Raw genomic sequence first — 20,917 nt, 5'->3', positions numbered from 1 at the left:
CGGGCGCCACCTAGACTGAGGCCCATGGCGAAGTGGACACCGAAGCACGAGGCACCCGAGCCCCTGGAAGGGCCCGTCGTCGCCACCATCACCGGCGGAACGATCCTCTGGTTCGTCCTCTTCCTCGTCCAGCTCCCCTTCTACGGCTGGTTCGACGACCGGGACCTGACCTGGTGGGTGTGGACCTGCCTGGCCGGTGCGGGCCTCGGCCTGATCGGCATCTGGTACGTACGGAAGCGCGACGCGGCGCTCAAGCGGCACGCGGCGGCGACGGCACCGGCACCGGAGGCCGAGGGGCGACAGACGCCGTAGCACCGGGCGGCACTACCGGCACCACCGGTAGTACTACGGGACCACCCGCCCCCCGTATCCCCTCCCCGGCAGGTGAACGCCCGGCTCCGGTCGTACCGTCGAGAGCATGACGCAGCGGGCGAAGATCGACACGGACAGCGGCGGGACGGCGGGGAACGGCCCGCCCGTCGAGCACCGCCCGGCCGGGCTCACGTCCGCCGAGGTCGCGGAGCGGGTCGCGCGCGGGGAGGTCAACGACGTCCCCGTACGGAGCTCCCGCTCGGCCGTCGACATCGTCCGGGCCAACGTCTTCACCCGCTTCAACGCGATCATCGGCGTGCTGTGGGTGATCATGCTCTTCGTGGCGCCGATCCAGGACAGCCTCTTCGGCTTCGTGATCGTCGCGAACACCGGCATCGGCATCATCCAGGAGCTCCGCGCCAAGAAGACCCTCGACGGGCTCGCCGTCATCGGCGAGGCCAAGCCGACGGTCCGGCGCGACGGGACCGCCGCCGAGCTGTCCACCTCCGAGATCGTCCTCGGGGACCTGATCGAGCTGGGACCCGGGGACAAGGTGGTCGTCGACGGGGTGGTGGCGGAGGCCGAGAGCCTGGAGGTCGACGAGTCGCTGCTGACCGGCGAGGCGGACCCGGTGGTGAAGAAGCCGGGCGACCCGATGATGTCGGGCTCGTTCGTGGTGGCGGGCGGCGGCGCGTTCACGGCCACGAAGGTCGGCCGCGAGGCGTACGCGGCGCAGCTCGCGGAGGAGGCGTCCCGCTTCACGCTCGTCCAGTCCGAGCTGCGCACCGGCATCTCCACGATCCTCAAGTACGTGACGTGGATGATGGTCCCGACCGCGACCGGTCTGATCATCAGCCAGTTGGTCGTGAAGGACACCAACCTCAAGGACTCGATCGCCCGGACCGTCGGCGGCATCGTCCCGATGATCCCCGAGGGGCTCGTCCTGCTCACCTCCGTGGCCTTCGCGATCGGCGTGGTCCGCCTCGGCCGCAAGCAGTGCCTCGTGCAGGAGCTGCCGGCCATCGAGGGCCTGGCGCGGGTCGACGTCGTCTGCCTGGACAAGACGGGCACGCTGACCGAGGGCGGCATGGACGTGACGGACCTGCGCCCGCTTGGCACCGATGCGGACGAGGCGTACGTACGGAAGGTCCTGGGCGCGCTCGGCGCGTCCGACCCGCACCCGAACGCCTCCCTCCAGGCGATCATCGAGGCGTACCCGGACCTGGACGGGTGGCGGTGCGCGGAGGCGCTGCCGTTCTCCTCGGCCCGCAAGTACAGCGGCGCGACGTTCGACGAGGGCGACGGCGGCGGGGAGTCGTCGTGGCTGCTCGGCGCGCCGGACGTGCTCCTGGCGGAGGGGGACCCGGCGCTCGCCGAGACCGACCACCTGAACGAGCAGGGCCTGCGGGTCCTGCTCCTGGCCCGTACGGACCGGGAGCCCGGCGCCCCCGGGGCGGCGGAGGCGGCCCGCCCGGCCGCGCTCGTGGTCCTGGAGCAGCGGCTGCGCCCGGACGCGTCCGACACCCTCGCGTACTTCGCCGACCAGAACGTCGCCGCCAAGGTCATCTCCGGCGACAACGCGGTCTCGGTCGGCGCGGTGGCCGGGAAGCTGGACCTGCCGGGGGCGGAGAACACGGTGGACGCCCGCACGCTCCCCGAGGAGCGGGAGAAGATGGCGCAGGTACTGGAGGAGAACGCGGTCTTCGGCCGGGTCACCCCGCAGCAGAAGCGGGACATGGTGGCGGCGCTCCAGTCGAAGGGGCACACGGTCGCGATGACCGGGGACGGCGTGAACGACGTCCTGGCCCTGAAGGACGCCGACATCGGGGTCTCGATGGGCTCGGGCTCGGAGGCGACGAGGGCGGTCGCGCAGATCGTCCTCCTGAACAACTCCTTCGCGACGCTGCCGTCGGTGGTGGCGGAGGGGCGCCGGGTCATCGGCAACATCACGCGCGTGGCGACGCTCTTCCTGACGAAGACGGTCTACTCGGTGCTCCTGGCGGTCCTGGTGGTCTGCTCCCAGGTGGAGTACCCCTTCCTGCCCCGCCACCTGACCCTGCTGTCCACCCTGACGATCGGCGTCCCGGCCTTCTTCCTGGCCCTGGCCCCGAACAAGGAACGGGCGAAGCCGCACTTCGTGCGCCGGGTGATGCGGTACGCGGTCCCGGGCGGTGTCATCGCCGGGGCGGCCACCTTCGCCACGTACCTCCTGGCCCGCCACCACTACAGCGGCGCGGACGCCCTGGGCGCCGAGACCAGCGCGGCGACCCTGACCCTCTTCCTGGTCTCCCTCTGGGTCCTCGCGATCATCGCCCGCCCCTACACCTGGTGGCGCCTCGCCCTGGTCGCCACCATGGCCGGCGCCTTCCTCCTCGTCCTCGTCGTCCCCTGGCTCCAGGACTTCTTCGCCCTGAGACTGGTCGGCACGACGATGCCCTGGGCGGCGGTCGCGATCGCGGCGACGGGCGCGGCGCTCCTGGAACTGGCCTGGAGGTGGGTGGACCGGAGGTTCCCGGCGTAGGGGGACGGGCGGGCCGCTCGGCTCAGTCGAACCACCGGTCCCGCGACAGTTCCTCCGTGCGGGTCGGGTCCTCCAGGAGGGCCGCGACCTCGAAGCGGCGGGGCCACTGGCCGGCGGACCAGGCGAGGCCGGCGGCGACGCCTTCGAGGGTGGCGGCGTGGACGGTGCCGTCGGGGGTGCGGCGCCAGTCGAGTTCGACGCCTCCCGCGCGGAGTTCCTCGTGCTCGACGTAGAAGCCGGGGGTGGCCGGCCCGAGGAGGGCCGTGACCGCGTCCGGGACGCCGTGCTCCTCGCCGGTCGTCGTGACCTCCGCCTCCACCGTCTCGCTCAGGCGGCGCACCTGGAACAGGTCGGCCAGGTCCACCGCGTGGGACGGGGAGACCGGGAGGAGGGGAAGTCCGGCCGCCAGGGGCAGGAGGTCGGGGGTGTCCGCCACCACCGCGTCCGCCGCGTCGACCACGGTCACGACGCCGTCGACGACCGCCCGCAGCTCGTCCGGGAGGGTCACCCGCTCCGGGTCCAGGTCCGCGAGGGCCGTGTAGAGGGCGTGCAGTTGTGGGGCCGACACCGTGCGGTCTGGGTCCGCCAGGCGGGCCAGGAGTTCGGCCGCGCCGCCCGGCTCGTCCAGGAGCGCGGGGACGGAGGTGCGGACGCCGAGGGCCCGCAGGACCTGCTCGTCCTCGAAGCCGGTCGCGTCGGCGGAGTCGTACAGGCCCATCAGGAGGGGGTCGGTGCCGGCCGCGCGCAGTCCGGCCGGGCGGCGGCCGTCCAGGACGGGGTGGTCCCGGAGCCACCAGGCCGTGTACGAGCGGACGGTCTCCGTCGTGCCGTCCGGCAGGAGGACCCGTACGGGCTCGATCAGGGCGTCCCTCAGGGGCGGTTCGGCGAGCAGGGCGAGCGCCTGCGGCCAGGCGTCGTCGTCGACCAGGTCCAGGTCCCGCACGGCCGTGATCTCCGTCGCCACCGGCGGCACCGGGGTCTCCGGGAGGCGGTCGAGGACGTCCTCGCACCACACGTCGACCGCGTCGAGGAGCCCGGCGTCGTCCGGCTCCGGGTAGTCGCCCTCGCGGGGCTCGACCTCGTCCGGGTCGAGGACGAGGTCACTCGTGCGGACGAGGGCGAAGGTGGCGAGGACCCCGCACGCGGTGAGGGGCTGCTCGCCCCAGCGGGCGGCCAGGTCGGCGTCCACGAGGGCGATCTCGTCCTCGCGGACGACGGCGGCGAAGGGCGAGCCGGGCAGGACGAGTTCGGCGGCCGGGGCGAGCTCGCCGTCCTCGTCGGGGAGGGCGAGCGCGCCCAGCCACGGCTCCTCGCCCGGGGCGAGGCCCGCGTCCCTGACCAGGCCGAGGACGGTCTCCGCCAGCTCCTCCGCGTCCAGGGCGTCGACGTCCTCGTCCCAGATCTCGCCCACGTCGAGGGAGGCCGCGACCGCGAGCCGCACCTGGTGGGTCGTCAGGATCGCGCGGGGCGTGGCGGGCAGGGCGCCCAGCTTCTCCAGGAGCGGGTGGGCCGCCTCCGGGTGCGCCACCTTCAGGCCGAGCCGGGCCAGCTCGGGCGGGGTGCCCTCCTGCGGCAGGAGGACCTGGCGGGGGCCGATCACCGTGCGGGACCGGGAGCCCTCGACCTCCTCCGCCAGCGGCACCGGCAGGCCGGTGAGCCGGTCCGGGTCGACGCCCGCGAGGGAGTCGTAGAGCCGCCACCACCAGGCGGCGGGCCGGTCGACCCCGGCCAGGCGGTCGACCGCCTCGGTCAGCGGCACCCGGCCGACGCCGAGCGTGCGCAGCTCCGGGCGGCGCTCCAGACCGGCCGGGAGGAGCGTCGGGAAGACCTCCGCGAGCACGTTCACGGTCTCCGCGCCCGCGCCCTCCACGACCTCCGCCTCGATCGGGCGGAGCGCGGGCAGCTCCTCGGTCGGGACGGCGGGCGCCAGGAACCCGACGCGCGGCAGCCGGTCGAGGATCGCCTCGCGCAGCGCCCCGTCGAGCGGGCCCTTGCCGAACGGGCCGGGCACGAGGTCGAGCGCGGCGGTCGTCACCGGCCGCCAGTCCGCGAGGAGTTCGGCGTACGCGTCGGCCGCCCGCTGCACCAGGAAGTCGGTGAGCGGCCCGGGCGCCGGGTGGCGGCGGGCGGTGTCGAGCGGCAGGGAGGCGATGAGGAGGGCGGGGATGCCCAGGGGTTCGTCCGTAGGGGTCGGGGCGTGCACGACGGGGGTGGTCTGCGGGTAGCGCGGGGCTCCCTCGTCGTCCACGGGCACGGCCCAGGTGACCGACCAGTGGGGGCGCAGGCGCTCCTCGACCGGGCGGTCCCTGAGAAGCTCGGGGTCGAGCGGGCCGCCGTGGCTGACGGTCCGCCAGCGGTGCGCGCCGCTCGCGGAGCCGGTCGCCGCGCCGCTCGTGGAACCGCTCGTGGAGTCCTCGACGCGGACGTAGCCGTCGGCCTCGGAGCGGCGGAGCGTTCGTACACCTTCGGGTGTCTCCACGACGACCTCGGACAGACCCGGAAGGGTGAGCAGCAGGGCGTCGTCGATCGACGACAGGAGCCGCTCGGTGAGGTCGTGGGCGGCCGCGTCGCGCAGCGGGAGGACCACCACGGTGTCGTACCCCTCGGGCGCGGTGCCCTCGGCGGGCAGCGGAAGCCGCAGCAGGGGTACGTGGCCGTCGCGGCGGCGCAGTTCGTCGCCGAGGCCCGGACTGTGGCGGGCGGATCCGGCGGCCAGCTCGCGGGCCTCCGCGAGGGACCAGCGGACGCCGCCGTGGCGGCCGAGGACGGCGGGCTCGTCGGTGACGGCGAGGACGGCGGCGAAGCCGACGCCGAAGCGGCCCACGGCCCCCGCGCCCTCCTCCCCGCCCTGCTCGCGCTTGGCGGAGGCGCGGAGGGTGGAGAGCGACTCGACGCCCCCGGCGTCCAGGGGGGCGCCGGTGTTGGCGGCGGCCAGGGCGGCGGGGCCCTCGTGGTCCGCCGGGTGCAGGGTGAGGCGGAGCCGGCCGGGGACGCCGGCGCGGCGGGCGGCGTCGGCGGCGTTCTGGGCCAGTTCGACGACCAGCCGGTCGCGGTAGCCGCCGAGCGCGAGGTCCTCCTCGGCGTTGGCGTCCTCGCGGAACCTGGCGGGCGAGGCCCCCCAGGCGTCGAGGACGCCGCGGCGCAGCCGTGCGGTGCCGAAGGGGTCGGTTCCGTCGGTCGTCGTCCGGACGCTGACGCTCACGTCTGACTCCACTCTGCGGGGCGGTGATGCGGGGCGGGACCGGTGCGGTGGCGCTCCCGGGCCCGGGGCCCGGACCGGAGGTCCCGGGGCCCGAAGGTACCGCGCCGCACAGGGCCGTTCTCCCCCGAGGGGACCTCCCCTACGAGTGGCCCAGGTCCTCCAGGACCTCGTCCGGCTCCGTCGTGGAGCCGGAGTCCCGGGCGGGACGCAGCGGGAAGGCGTCGACGGCCGTCGAGTCGTGGACCGGGGGCGCGGGGCGCGGCGGCTTCGGCATGACGGCGGCCTCCGAGTGGCCCCCGCAGCCGTACGACAGGGAGACGACCCGGCCGTCCGCCGGGGAGAACTCGTTGGCGCAGACGCCGAAGGCCTGCTTCAGGGAGCCGGCGATCGGCATCAGGAAGGCGCAGGACTCACAGGTCGCCGGTGCCGCCTGCGCCATCGGGGTCTTGGCGCCGAAGGCCTCGTCCCAGCGGTCCGCGGCCACGTGCAGGCCGTAGCGGGACAGGACCCGGGCACGGCGCATGCCGAGTTCCTCGGCGACCGCGGCGATCGTCCCCCGCACGGGGGCACGGGTCACGATCTCGGCGTCCTCGGCGTCGAGGTGGTCCGCCAGCTCCTCCGAGACCGCGGAGTTCGGCGGCGGCACGTCCTCGCCGGTGTAGCCGGGCTCCAGGCGCGGGTCGTCCTGCTCGGTCGGCAGCAGGTCGCCCGGGCCCATGTCGCCGGGGCGCAGCCGCTCGCTCCACGGCACCCACTCGGGGGCGAGGAGGGAGTCGGGGCCGGGCAGCAGGACGGTTTCGTCGAGCGTGACGTTCTTGGCGCGGGAGGCGCGCGTGACCGTCACCGCCCAGCGCCAGCCCCGGTAGCCGGGCTCCTTGCACTCGAAGAAGTGGGTGACGACGCGGTCGCCCTCCGCGACGACCTCCACGTGGGCGCCCACGATCCCCGGCGCGGCCGCCTCCTCGGCGGCCTCCCGGGCGAGGTCCACCGCCTCGGCGCACAGGCGGTCGGGGGTACGCGTGGCTCGCGGGGCACGCGGGGTACCGCTTCGCGTCGTCGCAGCACTCACAGGTATCGCTTCTCTCCTACGCCGTCTCACAGGTGCGCCGGCCGGGAGGCGGGAGCGGGGCAGCGGGCGGCGGGCGGAGCGGACCGGGGGGCCGCATCGACGTCCGCGCCCGACGTGTCTCGCGCGTCTCGGGCACACCTAACGCCATCCATTCTGCGGGATGCCGAAGAGGCGCGCGGCCGAGAGCTTCCGCCGGTGACGCGCTACGCACGCTACCCCGTTCGCGGGCCTCCGCCCACCTGCCCGCCCCAAGAGGCCCGCATCACGGGCTCCCGGGCCGGTCGGGAAGGGCCCGGACGGAGGGCGACACGCCCGGCGCGCCGGGACGATCGGACGGCCCGCCGGTGCGGCTCCGGGTCCTCCACCGGGCCGGAGGGGACGCGGACGGTCCGGATGCGTCCCGCGTCACGCCACGGTTCACACCTCGACCTTGGGGCACTATGACGGGGTGGCAGCCGCACGGTCCCCCGTACGATCCGAGGATCACGCCGGGCCGCTCCGGAGAGCGGGCCGGGCGGTCGGGCGTGCCCTGCACCTGCCGTTCACCGGCACGGCGAAGGGCATCCGGAAGGCCACCCACGCGCACGGCGCGGGCGAGTCGGGGCTCGGCAAGCTGATCGAGCTGCACGCCGTGAACGGCGCCGGGGACGTCATGATCACCGTCGCCCTCGCCTCCACCGTCTTCTTCTCGGTGCCCACCGACGAGGCGCGCGGGCGCGTCGCGCTCTACCTCGCCATCACCATGGCCCCCTTCACGCTGCTCGCCCCCGTGATCGGCCCGCTCCTGGACCGCATCCCGCACGGCCGGCGCGCGGCGATGGCGGGCGCGATGGGGACCCGCGCGGTCCTGGCGATCATGATGTCCGGCGCCGTCGCCACCGGCGGCATCGAGCTCTACCCGGCCGCGCTCGGCGTGCTCGTCGCCTCCAAGGCGTACGGGGTGGTCCGCAGCGCGGTCGTGCCCCGGCTGCTCCCACCGGACTTCTCGCTGGTGAAGGCGAACTCCAGAGTCACCCTGGCGGGGCTGCTCGCCACCGGGATCGCCGCGCCCGTCGGCGCGGGCCTCCAGATGATCGGGCCGGGCTGGCCGCTGTACGGCGCGTGCGCGCTGTTCCTGCTCGGCGCGTTCTGGGCGCTGCGGATGCCGCCCAAGGTGGACTCCGCCAAGGGCGAGCGCCGGGCGCACCTGCTGACCCACGGCGAGAAGAGGCCGAGCCTGCGGACGGTCGGCCCGGCCGTCCTGCACGGCCTGGCGGCCAACGCGGCCCAGCGCATGCTGTCCGGCTTCCTGATCTTCTTCCTGGCGTTCCTGCTGCGCGAGCACCCGCTCTCCGGGCAGAGCGCCGCCGTCTCCCTGGGCATCGTGGGCGTGGCGGCGGGCGTCGGCAACGCCTGCGGCACGGCGGTCGGCTCGCTGCTGCGGGACCGGGGCCACGGCCCCGAGGTGATCATCGCCACGATGATCAGCGTGGTCCTCGGCACCGCGGTCTGCACGGCGGTCTTCTTCGGCGGCGTCATGGTCGCCGTCCTCGGCGCGGTCGCGGGCCTCACCCAGGCCCTGTCGAAGCTGTCCCTGGACGCGCTGATCCAGCGGGACGTGCCCGAGGTGGTGCGCACCTCGGCGTTCGCGCGCTCCGAGACCGCCCTCCAGATGGCGTGGGTGGTGGGCGGCGCGATCGGCATCGCGCTCCCCCTGAACGGCACCCTCGGCATGTCCGTCGCCGCCGCCATCCTGGCCCTGGGCGCCCTCCTCGCCGTCCGCGGCCTGCTCTCGGCCGCCCGCCGCCGCCCGGGTCCGAAGGACCGCCCGAAGACCCGGGTGGCGTGACGGACGCCGTACGGACGGCCCAGCCCTTCCCGTACCGGGAGGCGGCACGCCGTACCCCCGCGTGGCGCGGAAGCGACGGCCCGATAGCCTTCGGCTCATGACCGTTGCGTTCTTCTCCGGCTCGCGCCGCCGGACCGCCGTCGCCCTCGGGGCCGTCTCCGCCGGGCTCCTCGTCCTCTCCGCCTGCGACAAGCCGACTCCACTCGCGACCCTGACGGTCGGAACCGACTCGGTCCACTCCGAGGCCGCCTGCTACAACGGCGGCGACGCCATCAAGGAGTCGGAGGTCCAGGGCTGCCTCAACAAGAAGGCCGAGAAGACCCTGACCGTCGCGCCGGACGACAAGATCCGCTTCGGCGTCGACCCGGACATCGCCGACAACGGCTGGACGATCTTCCTCGGCGGCCAGCAGGCCGAGGCCGAGCCGTACAAGAGGACCTACCGGACCATTCCGGCCAGCGCCTTCTTCACCTCCAGCCAGACCGGCGAGCCCGTGAACGACACGCAGGTGACCATCGTCGAGAACACCGGCAAGAAGCTGACCGGCGTCTGGCACTTCCAGTTGAAGAAGGAATCCTGATCCGCCGGTGGTCCACCGGATCCTGATCGTGACGGCCGTGGCGGCGGAGGCGGACTCCGTCTCCGCCGGCCTCGCGTCCGTCGCACCGGAAGCCCCCGGCGCGCCGGACGCCCGGGGCGTCCCCGGCGCCTCCGTCGCATCCGCCGCCACCCCGGAGCGCGTCCCGCTGCCCGGGGGGCTCGCCCTGCGCCGCCACGCCCCGGACGGCGACCGCGCGCGCGTCGACGTCCTCGTCGGCGGGGTCGGCCCCGCGGCCGTCGCCGCCGCGACGGGAACGGCCCTCGCGCACGCCGCGCTGACGGGCGCGGACCGCCGGGAGCGGCCCTACGACCTCGTCGTCTCCGCCGGGATCGCCGGCGGGTTCCAGCCGGCCGCCCCGCCCGGGTCCCTCGTCGTCTCCTCCGCGATCGTCGCCGCCGACCTCGGGGCGGAGACCCCCGACGGGTACCTCGCCGTCGAGGAGCTCGGCTTCGGGCGGTCCGTCCACCCCGTGCCCGGGGCGCTGACCGGCCGCGTCGCCGCCGCCCTGGCCTCCGGAGGCGTGCCGTGCGCCGTCGCGCCCGTCCTCACCGTCTCCACCGTCACCGGCAGCGCCCGGCGCGCCGCCGAACTGGCGGAGCGCCACCCCGGGGCCGCCGCCGAGGCGATGGAGGGCTTCGGCGTCGCCGAGGCCGCCGCCGCGTACGGCGTGCCCGTCGTCGAACTCCGTGCCGTGTCCAACGCCGTCGGCCCCCGCGACCGCGCCGCCTGGCGCGTCGGGGAGGCCCTGGAGGCGCTCCGGCACACCGTCCAGCTCCTCGGCCGAACCGTCTTCGTGGAGGCGCCGTGCACCTGAAGATCGCCTACTCGCCCTGCCCGAACGACACCTTCGTCTTCGACGCCTGGGCCCACGGCCGCGTCCCCGGCGCCCCCGGGCTCGACGTGACCTTCGCGGACATCGACGTCACCAACGGCTGGGCCGAGGGCGGCGCCGACGCCCACGACGTCCTGAAGGTGTCGTACGCCGTGCTGCCCTGGATCCTCGACGAGTACGCCCTGCTGCCCTGCGGCGGCGCCCTGGGCCGGGGCTGCGGCCCGCTCGTCCTGACCCGCGGCGGGGCGACCGGCGCCGACCTGGCCGGGAAGACCGTCGCCGTGCCGAGCGAGCGCTCGACCGCGTACCTGCTGTTCCGGCTGTGGGCGGCCGAGGCCGTGCCCGGCGGGGTCGGCGAGGTGGTCGTGATGCCGTTCCACGAGATCATGCCCGCCGTCCGCGACGGCAAGGTCGACGCGGGACTCGTCATCCACGAGGCCCGCTTCACCTACCAGGAGTACGGGCTCCACCGGCTCGCCGACATGGGCGAGCACTGGGAGACGACCACGGGCCTGCCGATCCCGCTCGGCGCGATCGTCGCCCGCCGCTCGCTCGGCGCGGAGACCCTCCGGCTGCTCGCCGAGTCGGCCCGCGCCTCCGTGCGGATGGCCTGGGACGACCCGGCCGCCTCCCGGCCGTACGTCATGGAGCACGCGCAGGAGATGGACCCGAAGGTGGCGGACCAGCACATCGGCCTGTACGTGAACGAGTTCACGGCCGACCTCGGCGAGCACGGCTACGCGGCGGTCCGCGGGCTGCTCACCCGCGCCGCGGCCGAGGGACTCGTACCGCCCCTCGGCCCGGACGCGCTGGCCTTCCCCTAGGACGGGTCAGACGTCGAGCTGGTCCGCGACCGCCCGCAGCAGGCCGGCGACCTTCTTGCCCGCCGTCTTCTCCGGGTAGCGGCCGCGCTCCAGCATCGGCGTGATGTTCTCCAGGAGCGTCGTCAGGTCCTGCACGATGGAGGCGAGTTCGTCGGGCTTGCGGCGCTGGGCCGCGGCGACGGACGGGGTGGGGTCGAGGATCGTGACGGACAGCGCCTGGTCGCCGCGCTGACCGGCGACGACTCCGAACTCCACCCGCTGGCCCGGCTTCAGCGCCTCGACTCCGGCGGGAAGCACCGACGAGTGGACGAAGACGTCACCGCCGTCGTCACGGGAGAGGAAGCCGAAGCCCTTCTCGCTGTTGAACCATTTCACCTTGCCGGTAGGCACGTCCGTCCTCGTCCTCGTCGATGGGGATGGCAAACGGCGGGTCGACCGACCCGCCGGCACCAAGGCTAATGGTCCGGAGGCCGGTGACAAGACGTCGCCGATGTGTTCCTACGGCCTGGGAACTACCCTGGCCGGATGCACAGTGAAACCCCTGCCGCGCCGGTGGACGACAGCGCTCCGGGCGACGGCCTCGTCAAGGCCGGTGTGGTCCTCTTCGCGATCGGCGCGGTCGCGACGCTGGTCACCGTGGCTCCGCTCTTCCTCGGGACGGACCCGTTCCCCACCGTCGCGTACACCGTCTCCATGCTGATGGGGGTCGGATTCCTCGTCGCCGCCGCCGGTGTGCTGCGCTCGATCGCGACCCAGCGGCGCCAGGCCAGGACCGGCGCGGACGGCTCCGCTCAGGCCAGGTAGCCCTCCCACCAGGCACGGAAGTCCGTCAGGTCCGTCAGGACCACGTCCGCGCCCGCCTCCCGCAGCTCCTCGGCGGGGCAGGGGCCGGTCGCCACGGCCACCGAGAGGGCGTCCGCCGCGGCGGCGCCCCGGACGTCGCCGGTGTGGTCCCCCACGTACACCCGGGCGCCGTGGGCGCGCAGGGCCTCCGCCTTGCCCTCGGCCCACAGGCCGCCGACGACCGCGTCGGGCTCGATGCCGAGGCGCTCGAAGTGGAGTTCGGCGTGCGGGCCGTTCTTGGCGGTGACGACGAGCGTCCGGCCGCCCGCCTCGCGCACGGCCCGGAGCGCGTCCTCGGCGCCCGGCATCGGGACGGTGGGCGCGATCGCGTGCTCCGGGTAGAGCGCGCGGTAGCGGGACACCATCTCGGGGACGCGCTCCTGGGGGAACCAGTACGCCATCTCGTGTTCGAGCGGCGGCCCGAGGCGGGTCACGACGAGGCCGGCGTCGATCGCGACTCCGGTCTCGGCGGCGAACGCCTCCCAGGTGGCCTTGATGCCGGGGCGGGTGTCGAGGAGGGTCAGGTCGAGGTCGAACCCGACGGTGAGGGGCGTGTTCGGAGAGGTCATGCCCTCATTCTGGGCCAGGCGTTCGAGGTCGCGGGATGGGTCTCGGGGCCGGTGCTTCGGGGCGTGGGGCCGGGGCGCCTCGGAGACGTGAGGCCGGATGTTCCGGGGCACGGGGCCGAGAGCCTCCGAGGTCCCGGGGCGGGCGCCTCAGTGTCTGCGGGAGCGCCAGAGCAGGAACAGGGCCGACGCGACCGCCGCGCCCCGCAGGACCCACGGCCAGGTCTCCGCGACCGCCGCGCCCATCGCCTCGCCGCCCGGGGTCACCGGGTCGCCCCAGCGGCCCTGGACGCGGCCCCACAGCCAGAGCGCCCCGGCGCCGGCGGCGAGGCCCGGGATCACCAGGACCGCGCCCTTGACCTCGGCGGGGGTCAGCCGGCGGGAGGCGTACGCGAGGAGCCAGCCCGCGGCGAGGGCGAGGAGCGAGCCGAAGACGGCGCCGCCGAGCAGGAGCAGCGCGGCGAGCAGGACGAAGGGGTTGGCGAGGCGGGGGCGGGGCGGGGCCGCCTCGGCTTCCGGGACCGGTTCCGGAGCGGGCGCGGCCCTGCGCGGGCGCAGGATCCGGGCGAGCACCCGGCGCTTCCCGGACGCGGGGGCCCCGGCCTCCCCGTCCTCGTCCTCCTCCTCGGGGGCGGGCGGCACGAAGAGGTCCGGGCGCTCGATCCCGCCGACGAAGCCGGGGACGGTGGCGGCGGCGTCCTCCGTCCGCCACCAGTCGGGCTCCCCCGGGCCGTCGAAGACGCCCTTCTCCGTCCCGCCGTGGAACAGCGGACGGCCCGGGGCCGACACGCCGGGGCGGGGGGCCGGAATTCCGGGCCCGCCGGACCCGCCGGGGGCGGGACGGGGGCGGGCTGTTCGGGCGTCGGGGCCGGTGGCGCCGTCGCGGGGCGGCCGGCCGTCACCGCCCGGCTGACCGTCACGGCCCGTCCGGCCGTCACGGCCCGACCGGCCGTCACCGCCCGTCCGGCCGCCCGCCGGGGCCTCCCCCGGCCTTCCCGTACGGCCCTTCCTCCCCGTACGGGAAGGGCTTCCCGGCTCCGGGTCGCCGGACCGTCCGCCCCCGCGCGGCCACGGCACCGGGCCCCGGGCCGGGTCCTCGGTGCCGTCCGGCGCCCCCGCGCGGTCCACGACCTCGTCCGGGGTGCCCAGGGCGCCGAGGATGCCCCGTACCGCCGCGGGGGTCTCCTCGCCCTGGGTGGCGCGCCGGCGGTCGATCTCGTTCCGGAGGGTCGACACGAGCCGCGCGCGGTCGCTCGCCGGCAGGTGGCGCTGCTGGGCCAGGTCGCCGACCCGGCTCAAGTAGTCGTAGACCAACTGGTCGCTCTCGATGCCCACGGTGCCCCTCCACGGCCGGTTCGCCCGGTACGGCCCGACGTTAGCGCCTGCGCAGCGGTTAACGTGGTCCGGATGGGGATCGGCGAGCTCGACCGGGAGGCGCACGTGGCCGAGGGGACTGGCGCCGGCGCGGCGCCCCGCACGCTCGCGGAGGCGCTCCGCGCGCGGGGCGACGAGGGGCTCGCCGCGCTGCTGCGCGCCCGCCCGGACCTGCTGAACCCCGTGCCGAACGACCTGACGCAGCTCGCGACCCGCGCCGGGACGCGGGGCTCGGTGGTGCGGGCCCTGGAGCGGCTCGACCGGTTCGCGCTCCAGACGGCCGAGGCGCTCGCCGTCGCCCCGGACCCGGCCCCGTACGCCGTGCTCCTCGCCCTGCTCACCGGTGACGAGGGCGATCCGGTGATCGAGGCGGCTTTGCCGGGCGCGGTGGCGGTGCTGCGCGAACAGGCGCTGGTGTGGGGCGAGGACGACCGGCTGCGGCTCGTGCGGACCGCACGCGAGCTGCTCTCGCCGTCGCCGCAGCACCCCTCGCCCACCGGGCTCGGGCCGACGGTCGCCGAGGCGACGTCGGGGATGTCGCCGGGCCGGGTGCAGGAGATCATCGCGACGGCCGGGCTCGCCGCGACGCACGACCCGGTGTCGGCGGTGGCGGCCCTGACCGGGCTCTTCACCGACCGGGCCCGGATGGGCGCGCTCCTCGACGAGGCGCCGCCGGAGGCGCTGGCGGTCCTGGACCGGCTCGTGTGGGGGCCGCCGTACGGCGAGGTGACGGCGAACCCGGCCCCGCCGGTGCGCTGGCTGCGCGACCGGGGCCTGCTGCTCCCGGTGTCGGCGCGGACGATGGTGCTGCCGCGCGAGGTGGCGCTGCACCTGCGGGGCGGGCGGGCGCACCGGGCGCCGGAGCCGGTGGCGCCGGAGGTCGGCGTCCTGCGCGACCACCGTCCCCAGGTGGTGGACAGCGCGGCGGCCGGGCAGGCGTACACGGCGCTGGCGACCGTCGAGGAGCTGCTGAAGTCCTGGGACAAGGGGGGCCCGCAGGTGCTGCGGGCGGGCGGGCTGTCCGTACGGGACCTGCGGCGGACCGCCGTCGCCCTGGACGTGACGGAGCAGGCCGCCGCCTTCTGGCTGGAGCTCTGCCACGGGGCGGGGCTGCTCGCCCCGGACGGGGAGGCGGACGAGCGGTACGCGCCGACGCCCGCCTACGACGACTGGCTGGACCTGCCGCCCGCCGAGCGCTGGGCCCGGCTCGTCACGCCCTGGCTGGCCTCGACCCGTACGCCGGGCCTGGTCGGCGGCCAGGACGCGAAGGGGCGCGCGCTCTCGGCGCTCGGCCCGGACCTGGACCGGGCGGCCGCGCCCGAGGTGCGGCACCGGGTCCTCGGCCTCCTGGCGACGCTTCCGCCGGGCGCGGCGGCCGATCCGGAGACGCTGTTCGCGCGGCTGCGGTGGGAGCGCCCGCCGCGGGGGCCGGCGGCGGGCGCCGCCGGTCGTGCGGGTGCTGCGGGTACTGCCGGTCCCGGGGGCTCCGGTGACGACGGTTCCGGTCCCGCCCGCCCCGACGACCTGCGGTCCCGGCTCGCGCGCTGGACGCTCGCGGAGGCCGAGCTGCTCGGACTCACCGGCCGGGGCGCCCTGTCGGCCCCGGCGCGGGCGCTGCTCAACCTGCCGCTGGCCGAGGCCGCGTCGCCCGCCGACGAGGGCGGCGGCGTCGAGGAGTCGGTGGCCGCCGAGCGGGCGGCGACGCTGCTCGCGCCGCTGCTGCCGGAGGCCGTCGACCACGTCCTGCTCCAGGCCGACCTGACGGCGGTCGCGCCCGGGCCGCTGCGGCGGCCCCTGGCGGACGCGCTCGCCGTCCTCGCGGACGTGGAGTCGAAGGGTGGCGCGACGGTGTACCGGTTCACGCCCGGTTCCGTACGGCGGGCGCTCGACTCCGGTCTGGCCGCGTCCGACCTGCACGCGTTCCTCGCCGCGCACTCCCGCACGCCGGTGCCGCAGCCGCTCGCGTACCTGGTGGACGACGTGGCCCGGCGCCACGGGCACCTGCGGGTGGGAGCGGCGTCCGCGTACGTGCGCTGCGACGACGACACCGTCCTCGGCGAGATCCTGGCCGACCGGCGCTCCGCCGCCCTGGGCCTGCGGCGCCTGGCGCCGACGGTCCTCGCCGCGCAGGCGGACCCGGCGTCGCTGCTCGACGGGCTGCGGGCGATGGGGTACGCCCCGGCGGCCGAGTCGGCGGAGGGGGACGTCCTGGTCACGCGCGCCGACGCGTACCGCACGCCCGCGCGTACGGCCCCCGTTCCCGTCCCGGACGGGCCGCCCGCCCCCGACGCCACCCTCCTGGGCGCGGCGGTGAAGGCGATCCGGGCGGGCGACCGGGCGGCGACGGCGGTCCGCAGGGAGCCGGCGGCCCCGGCCCCGGCCGGGTCGCTCCCGCGCACCTCGTCCGCCGAGACCCTGGCGACCGTCCAGGCGGCCGCGATGACCGGATCGGCGGTCTGGATCGGCTACGTGAACGCGGACGGCGCGGCGAGCCAGCGCGTGATCGCCCCGGTCCGCGTGGAGGGCGGCTTCGTGACGGGCTACGACCACACGGCCGACGAGGTGCGCACGTATCCGCTGCACCGGATCACGGGGGTGGCGGAGCTGGCGGACGACCAGGTGTGACGGGGCCGACGGGTCCGGTGCTCCGCTCCCGGCGGCGCGGGGCCGCCGGGGCGCCGCGCCGGGGTCGGGCTTCAGCGGGAACGGCGCCTCCTCCAGCGTCCGAGGCCCGTGATGCCGACCGTGAGCCACGCTCGTCTCCCGCCACCTCCCTCGCGCGGAAACCGGTCCCCCAGTGCGGCAGCCCCTGCCGACAACGGCCCCGGATCAGGCAGACTGGAGGATTGGCCGTCGTCGGAGCGGCCCGGGAAGGACCTGATCGCGCGTGAACGGACCACTGATCGTCCAGAGCGACAAGACGCTGCTCCTGGAGGTCGACCACGAGCTGGCCGAGGCCTGCCGCCGGGCCATCGCGCCCTTCGCGGAGCTGGAGCGGGCGCCGGAGCACATCCACACGTACCGGGTGACGCCGCTCGGGCTGTGGAACGCGCGGGCCGCCGGACACGACGCCGAGCAGGTCGTGGACGCGCTCGTGGAGTACTCGCGCTACCCCGTGCCGCACGCGCTGCTCGTGGACGTCGCCGAGACGATGGACCGGTACGGGCGGCTCACGCTCTCCAAGCACCCCGTGCACGGGCTCGTGCTGACCACCACCGACCGGCCCGTCCTGGAGGAGATCCTCCGGTCGAAGAAGGTGCAGCCGCTCGTCGGGGAGCGGATCGACCCGGACACCGTGGCCGTGCACCCCTCCGAGCGCGGGCAGATCAAGCAGACCCTGCTGAAGCTGGGCTGGCCGGCCGAGGACCTCGCCGGGTACGTGGACGGGGAGGCGCACCGGATCGACCTCGCCGAGGACGGCTGGAGCCTGCGGCCGTACCAGAAGCAGGCCGTGGAGGGCTTCTGGCACGGCGGCTCCGGCGTCGTCGTGCTGCCCTGCGGCGCGGGCAAGACCCTGGTCGGCGCCGGCGCGATGGCCGAGGCGAAGGCGACCACCCTGATCCTGGTGACCAACACCGTCTCCGCCCGCCAGTGGAAGCACGAGCTGGTGAAGCGGACCTCGCTGACCGAGGACGAGATCGGCGAGTACTCCGGGACGAAGAAGGAGATCCGGCCCGTCACCATCGCCACCTACCAGGTGCTGACCACCCGCCGGAAGGGCGTCTATCCGCACCTGGAGCTGTTCGACTCCCGCGACTGGGGCCTCATCGTCTACGACGAGGTGCACCTGCTGCCCGCGCCCGTCTTCAAGTTCACCGCCGACCTCCAGGCCCGCCGCCGCCTCGGCCTCACCGCGACCCTCGTGCGCGAGGACGGGCGCGAGTCGGACGTGTTCTCGCTGATCGGGCCGAAGCGGTTCGACGCGCCGTGGAAGGAGATCGAGGCGCAGGGGTACATCGCGCCCGCCGACTGCGTCGAGGTCCGGGTGAACCTCACCGACTCGGAGCGGCTCGCGTACGCGACGGCCGAGCCGGAGGAGAAGTACCGCTTCTGCGCGACGACGGCGACGAAGCGGAAGGTGACGGAGGCGCTGGTGAGGAGGTTCGCCGGGCAGCAGATCCTCGTCATCGGGCAGTACATCGACCAGTTGGACGAGCTGGGCGAGCACCTGGACGCGCCGGTCATCAAGGGCGAGACGTCGAACAAGGAGCGGGAGCGGCTCTTCGACGCGTTCCGCACCGGCGAGATCAGCGTGCTCGTCGTCTCGAAGGTCGCGAACTTCTCGATCGACCTGCCCGAGGCCACGGTCGCCATCCAGGTCTCCGGCACCTTCGGCTCCCGGCAGGAGGAGGCCCAGCGCCTGGGCCGCGTGCTGCGGCCGAAGGCCGACGGGCACCAGGCGCACTTCTACTCGGTGGTCGCCCGGGACACCATCGACCAGGACTTCGCGGCGCACCGGCAGCGGTTCCTGGCGGAGCAGGGGTACGCGTACCGGATCGTGGACGCGGACGAGTTGCCGGCCCCGTAGGTCGTAGGGCCGCAAGCCGTAAGGCATCAAGGGCGTGCGGTGATCGCCTGCCAGCCCGCGTCCAGCAGGTCGAAGGTCCGGATCAGGGCCTCCCGGGTGTCGCCGTGGCCGTGGCCGTCGACGTGGATCAGGGCCGCCCGGGGGGCTTCGAGGGCGAAGTGGGCCAGGGCGGTGCACGCCGGGTCGTCCGGGGCGAGACCGCTCTCCTCGGCGACGGCCCGGGCGAGGGCGGCGGTGTGCCGCAGCCACATGGCCTGGTGGTAGTCGCGCAGGGCGGGGGTGGAGTCCACCAGGCCGAGGAAGGCCGTGAAGCGGGGGTCCCCGCCGTCGGCGGCCCTGCGGTGGCGCAGGGCGTGTTCGCGCAGGGCCGCCGGGACGCTCTGTCCCGGGGGCCGCTCGCGCACGGCGGCGATCAGGTGCGCCTCCAGGTCGGCCTCCTCGTCGAAGACGAGGGCCTCCTTGACCGGGAAGTGCTTGAACAGCGTGGTGGTCGACACGTCGGCCGCCTCCGCGATCTCGCGGATGCCCACGTCGTCGTAGCCGCGCTCCAGGAACAGGCGCAGCGCGGCGTCGGCGATGGCCCGGCGGGTGGCGGCCTTCTTGCGTTCGCGGCGACCGGGAGGGGTCGGTGCCGGTGGGGCGCCACCGGGTGCCGGTGCCGTGCCGTGGGGTTCCGTGTCGGGCATGCGGCCAGCCTACCCCTTCGGTTCACTCGATACAAAAGTTGAGCTGTTGCACTTTTGCGTCCGGCGTGCTCTTCTGGAGTCGGGGACGACGGACGATTCCGTCCCCACCACCCCTCACCCCTCCCGGCGGCGCGGCATCGCCATGCCCGTACGCCCCGCGAGCCCCGTACGCCCCACGAAGGGAGCACCCCCATGCCCTCCCCCACCACCTCCACCCCCCGCATCGCCGTCGTCGGCGCCGGCCCCGGCGGCCTGACCTGCGCCCGCGTCCTGCAACGGCACGGCATCGCCGTCACCGTGTACGACCACGAGGCCGGCCCCGACGCCCGTGACCAGGGCGGCACCCTCGACCTGCACGAGGACAACGGCCAGATCGCCCTGCGCGAGGCCGGGCTCCTCGACGACTTCCTCCGCCTCTCCCGTCCGGAGGGGCAGGAGATGCGCCAGATGGACGCGAAGACGGGAGCGATCGGCTTCCACCACGTCCCCGGGGACGGCGAACGCTTCAAGCCCGAGATCGACCGCGGCCTGCTGCGCGGCCTCCTCCTGGACTCGCTCGCACCCGGCACCGTGCGCTGGGGCCACGCCCTGCGCTCCGTCGAGGGCCCCGCCAAAGGCCCCCGCCTGCTGCGCTTCGCCGACGGCACCGCCGTCGAGGCCGACCTCGTCGTCGGCGCCGACGGCGCCTGGTCCCGCGTCCGCCGCGCCGTCTCCCCGGCCACCCCCCGGTACACCGGCGTCGCCTTCCTCGAAGCCTGGTTCCACGACGTCGACGAACGGCACCCCGAGGTCGCCGCGCTCGTCGGTCCGGGCAGCGCCGCCGCGGCCGACGGCGAGCGCGGCCTGTTCGCCCAGCGCAACGGCGGCGACCACATCCGCGTGTACGTCGTCCAGCGCGTCCCCGCCGACTGGATCGCCGCCGCCGGCCTGACCGTCCGGGACACCGACGCCCTCCGCGTCCTCCTCCTGGACCGCTTCCGCGACTGGTCGCCCCGCCTGCGGCGGCTGCTCTCCGACAACGACGGCCCCTACGTCGACCGGCCCCTCCACGCCCTGCCCGTCCCCCACGCCTGGGAGCACGACCCGTCCGTCACGCTGCTGGGGGACGCCGCGCACCTCATGCCCCCGCTCGGCGTCGGCGTCAACCTCGCCATGCTCGACGCCTGCGAACTCGCCCTCGCGCTCGCGCACCACGACACGGTGGGCGACGCCGTCCGCGCCTACGAGAAGACGATGCTGCCCCGTTCCGCCGACATGCAGCGCCTCCTCGACGGCGCCGCGGAGGGACTGCTGTCCGACGAACAGCACGAGCCGCACGAGCCGGACGGGCTCTAGTCCGGGGCCGCGAGCACCGGGCCGGCGAACGCCAGGGCGTACCGGGCGGCGACGAGCGCGCCCCGGGGCACGGCGAGGGCCGCGGGGTCGCGTCGGGCGTCGCCGTACTCGATCGGGCGAGATCGTGTACTCAGGCGGAGGCGCGTTCGGGCGCGTACTTCGGGCGGGGGTCCCGTACCCCCGCCTCCGGCGGGCCGTAGTCGCCGAGGAGGACGACGCCAGCCGCGGCGCCGCCGAAGGCGCGTATCGCGCGGAGGGCGAGGCCCACGCGGCGGAGGCGGGGGGCGGTGGTCACGAGGGTGAAGGTCGTCGCGGACATGCTTCCATCATGGAATCCGGACATTACGAACACATCGGCCTGAGGTCCCGTCCGGGACGGACCGGGGGTCCGACGTG

At 75.4% G+C, this 20,917-nt stretch carries 17 protein-coding genes; 10 read left to right on the top strand and 7 right to left on the bottom strand.

All coding sequences use genetic code 11. The features are described 5' to 3' along the window. The first annotated feature begins 24 nt into the window (after positions 1 to 24). On the top strand, positions 25 to 312 hold the full coding sequence (locus tag ACFYNX_RS15410; protein ID WP_365542890.1) for a DUF2530 domain-containing protein: 288 nt from the start codon (positions 25 to 27) through the stop codon (positions 310 to 312). Positions 313 to 418: 106 nt separating this feature from the next. Next, positions 419 to 2,833 (top strand): HAD-IC family P-type ATPase, encoded by a 2,415-nt coding sequence (locus tag ACFYNX_RS15405; RefSeq protein ID WP_388661806.1) that lies wholly within the window; start codon positions 419 to 421, stop codon positions 2,831 to 2,833. A 22-nt stretch (positions 2,834 to 2,855) separates the two neighbouring features. On the opposite strand, the gene ACFYNX_RS15400 is transcribed toward ACFYNX_RS15405, so the two are convergent. Together ACFYNX_RS15400 and ACFYNX_RS15395 are read right to left on the bottom strand one after the other, a co-directional pair. Beyond that, a complete protein-coding gene (locus tag ACFYNX_RS15400; RefSeq protein WP_388661804.1) occupies positions 2,856 to 6,047 on the bottom strand; it encodes a sacsin N-terminal ATP-binding-like domain-containing protein in 3,192 nt (1,063 codons plus the stop codon). A 127-nt stretch (positions 6,048 to 6,174) separates the two neighbouring features. Beyond that, complete coding sequence (locus ACFYNX_RS15395) at positions 6,175 to 7,104, bottom strand: DUF3027 domain-containing protein (protein ID WP_365542883.1); 930 nt, start codon at positions 7,102 to 7,104, stop codon at positions 6,175 to 6,177. A gap of 448 nt (positions 7,105 to 7,552) precedes the next feature. Between ACFYNX_RS15395 and ACFYNX_RS15390 the strand changes: the two genes are divergently transcribed. The 4 genes from ACFYNX_RS15390 (at position 7,553) to ACFYNX_RS15375 (ending at position 11,189) form a co-directional block, all read left to right on the top strand. Beyond that, entirely contained in the window at positions 7,553 to 8,932 is a 1,380-nt protein-coding gene (locus ACFYNX_RS15390) for an MFS transporter (protein WP_388661802.1), read from the top strand. Positions 8,933 to 9,029: 97 nt separating this feature from the next. Then, entirely contained in the window at positions 9,030 to 9,512 is a 483-nt protein-coding gene (locus tag ACFYNX_RS15385; RefSeq protein ID WP_388661800.1) for a DUF2771 domain-containing protein, read from the top strand. A 7-nt stretch (positions 9,513 to 9,519) separates the two neighbouring features. Continuing rightward, a complete protein-coding gene (locus ACFYNX_RS15380; protein WP_388661798.1) occupies positions 9,520 to 10,347 on the top strand; it encodes a futalosine hydrolase in 828 nt (275 codons plus the stop codon). Next, positions 10,338 to 11,189 (top strand): 1,4-dihydroxy-6-naphthoate synthase, encoded by an 852-nt coding sequence (locus ACFYNX_RS15375; protein WP_388661796.1) that lies wholly within the window; start codon positions 10,338 to 10,340, stop codon positions 11,187 to 11,189. Before ACFYNX_RS15380 ends, ACFYNX_RS15375 begins: the two co-directional genes overlap by 10 nt. A 6-nt stretch (positions 11,190 to 11,195) precedes the next feature. Here the strand turns inward: ACFYNX_RS15375 and ACFYNX_RS15370 are convergent, their stop codons facing one another. Next, on the bottom strand, positions 11,196 to 11,579 hold the full coding sequence (locus ACFYNX_RS15370) for a cold-shock protein (protein ID WP_365542871.1): 384 nt from the start codon (positions 11,577 to 11,579) through the stop codon (positions 11,196 to 11,198). A 135-nt stretch (positions 11,580 to 11,714) separates the two neighbouring features. Here ACFYNX_RS15370 and ACFYNX_RS15365 point away from each other — a divergent pair, with 135 nt between their 5' ends. Continuing rightward, a complete protein-coding gene (locus tag ACFYNX_RS15365) occupies positions 11,715 to 11,993 on the top strand; it encodes a hypothetical protein (protein WP_388661794.1) in 279 nt (92 codons plus the stop codon). On the opposite strand, the gene ACFYNX_RS15360 is transcribed toward ACFYNX_RS15365, so the two are convergent. Further along, a complete protein-coding gene (locus ACFYNX_RS15360; protein ID WP_365542865.1) occupies positions 11,981 to 12,601 on the bottom strand; it encodes an HAD hydrolase-like protein in 621 nt (206 codons plus the stop codon). The two genes, ACFYNX_RS15365 and ACFYNX_RS15360, sit on opposite strands and share 13 nt — an antisense overlap. Positions 12,602 to 12,748: 147 nt before the next feature. Next, positions 12,749 to 13,933, bottom strand: coding sequence for a hypothetical protein (locus ACFYNX_RS15355; RefSeq protein ID WP_388661792.1), 1,185 nt, complete (start codon positions 13,931 to 13,933; stop codon positions 12,749 to 12,751). A gap of 72 nt (positions 13,934 to 14,005) precedes the next feature. On the opposite strand from ACFYNX_RS15355, the gene ACFYNX_RS15350 reads away from it, so the two are divergent. Both ACFYNX_RS15350 and ACFYNX_RS15345 read left to right on the top strand, forming a co-directional pair. Continuing rightward, positions 14,006 to 16,597 carry a helicase-associated domain-containing protein gene (locus ACFYNX_RS15350; RefSeq protein WP_388661790.1) on the top strand — a complete coding sequence of 864 codons (2,592 nt, stop codon included), beginning with the start codon at positions 14,006 to 14,008 and terminating at the stop codon, positions 16,595 to 16,597. 262 nt (positions 16,598 to 16,859) lie between these two features. After that, on the top strand, positions 16,860 to 18,500 hold the full coding sequence (locus tag ACFYNX_RS15345; protein WP_388661788.1) for a DNA repair helicase XPB: 1,641 nt from the start codon (positions 16,860 to 16,862) through the stop codon (positions 18,498 to 18,500). Positions 18,501 to 18,526: 26 nt separating this feature from the next. On the opposite strand, the gene ACFYNX_RS15340 is transcribed toward ACFYNX_RS15345, so the two are convergent. After that, entirely contained in the window at positions 18,527 to 19,186 is a 660-nt protein-coding gene (locus ACFYNX_RS15340; RefSeq protein ID WP_388661786.1) for a TetR/AcrR family transcriptional regulator, read from the bottom strand. Positions 19,187 to 19,378: 192 nt separating this feature from the next. Between ACFYNX_RS15340 and ACFYNX_RS15335 the strand changes: the two genes are divergently transcribed. After that, positions 19,379 to 20,521 (top strand): FAD-dependent oxidoreductase, encoded by a 1,143-nt coding sequence (locus ACFYNX_RS15335; protein WP_388661784.1) that lies wholly within the window; start codon positions 19,379 to 19,381, stop codon positions 20,519 to 20,521. Positions 20,522 to 20,651: 130 nt separating this feature from the next. Here the strand turns inward: ACFYNX_RS15335 and ACFYNX_RS15330 are convergent, their stop codons facing one another. Next, entirely contained in the window at positions 20,652 to 20,840 is a 189-nt protein-coding gene (locus ACFYNX_RS15330; protein WP_388661782.1) for a hypothetical protein, read from the bottom strand. Between the last annotated feature and the right edge of the window lie 77 nt (positions 20,841 to 20,917).

This window comes from Streptomyces sp. NPDC007872 (genome assembly GCF_042868165.1).
GTDB lineage: Bacteria > Actinomycetota > Actinomycetes > Streptomycetales > Streptomycetaceae > Streptomyces.
The sequence above is the reverse complement of the archived record's forward strand: the minus strand, read 5'-3'. Positions and strand labels throughout refer to the sequence as shown.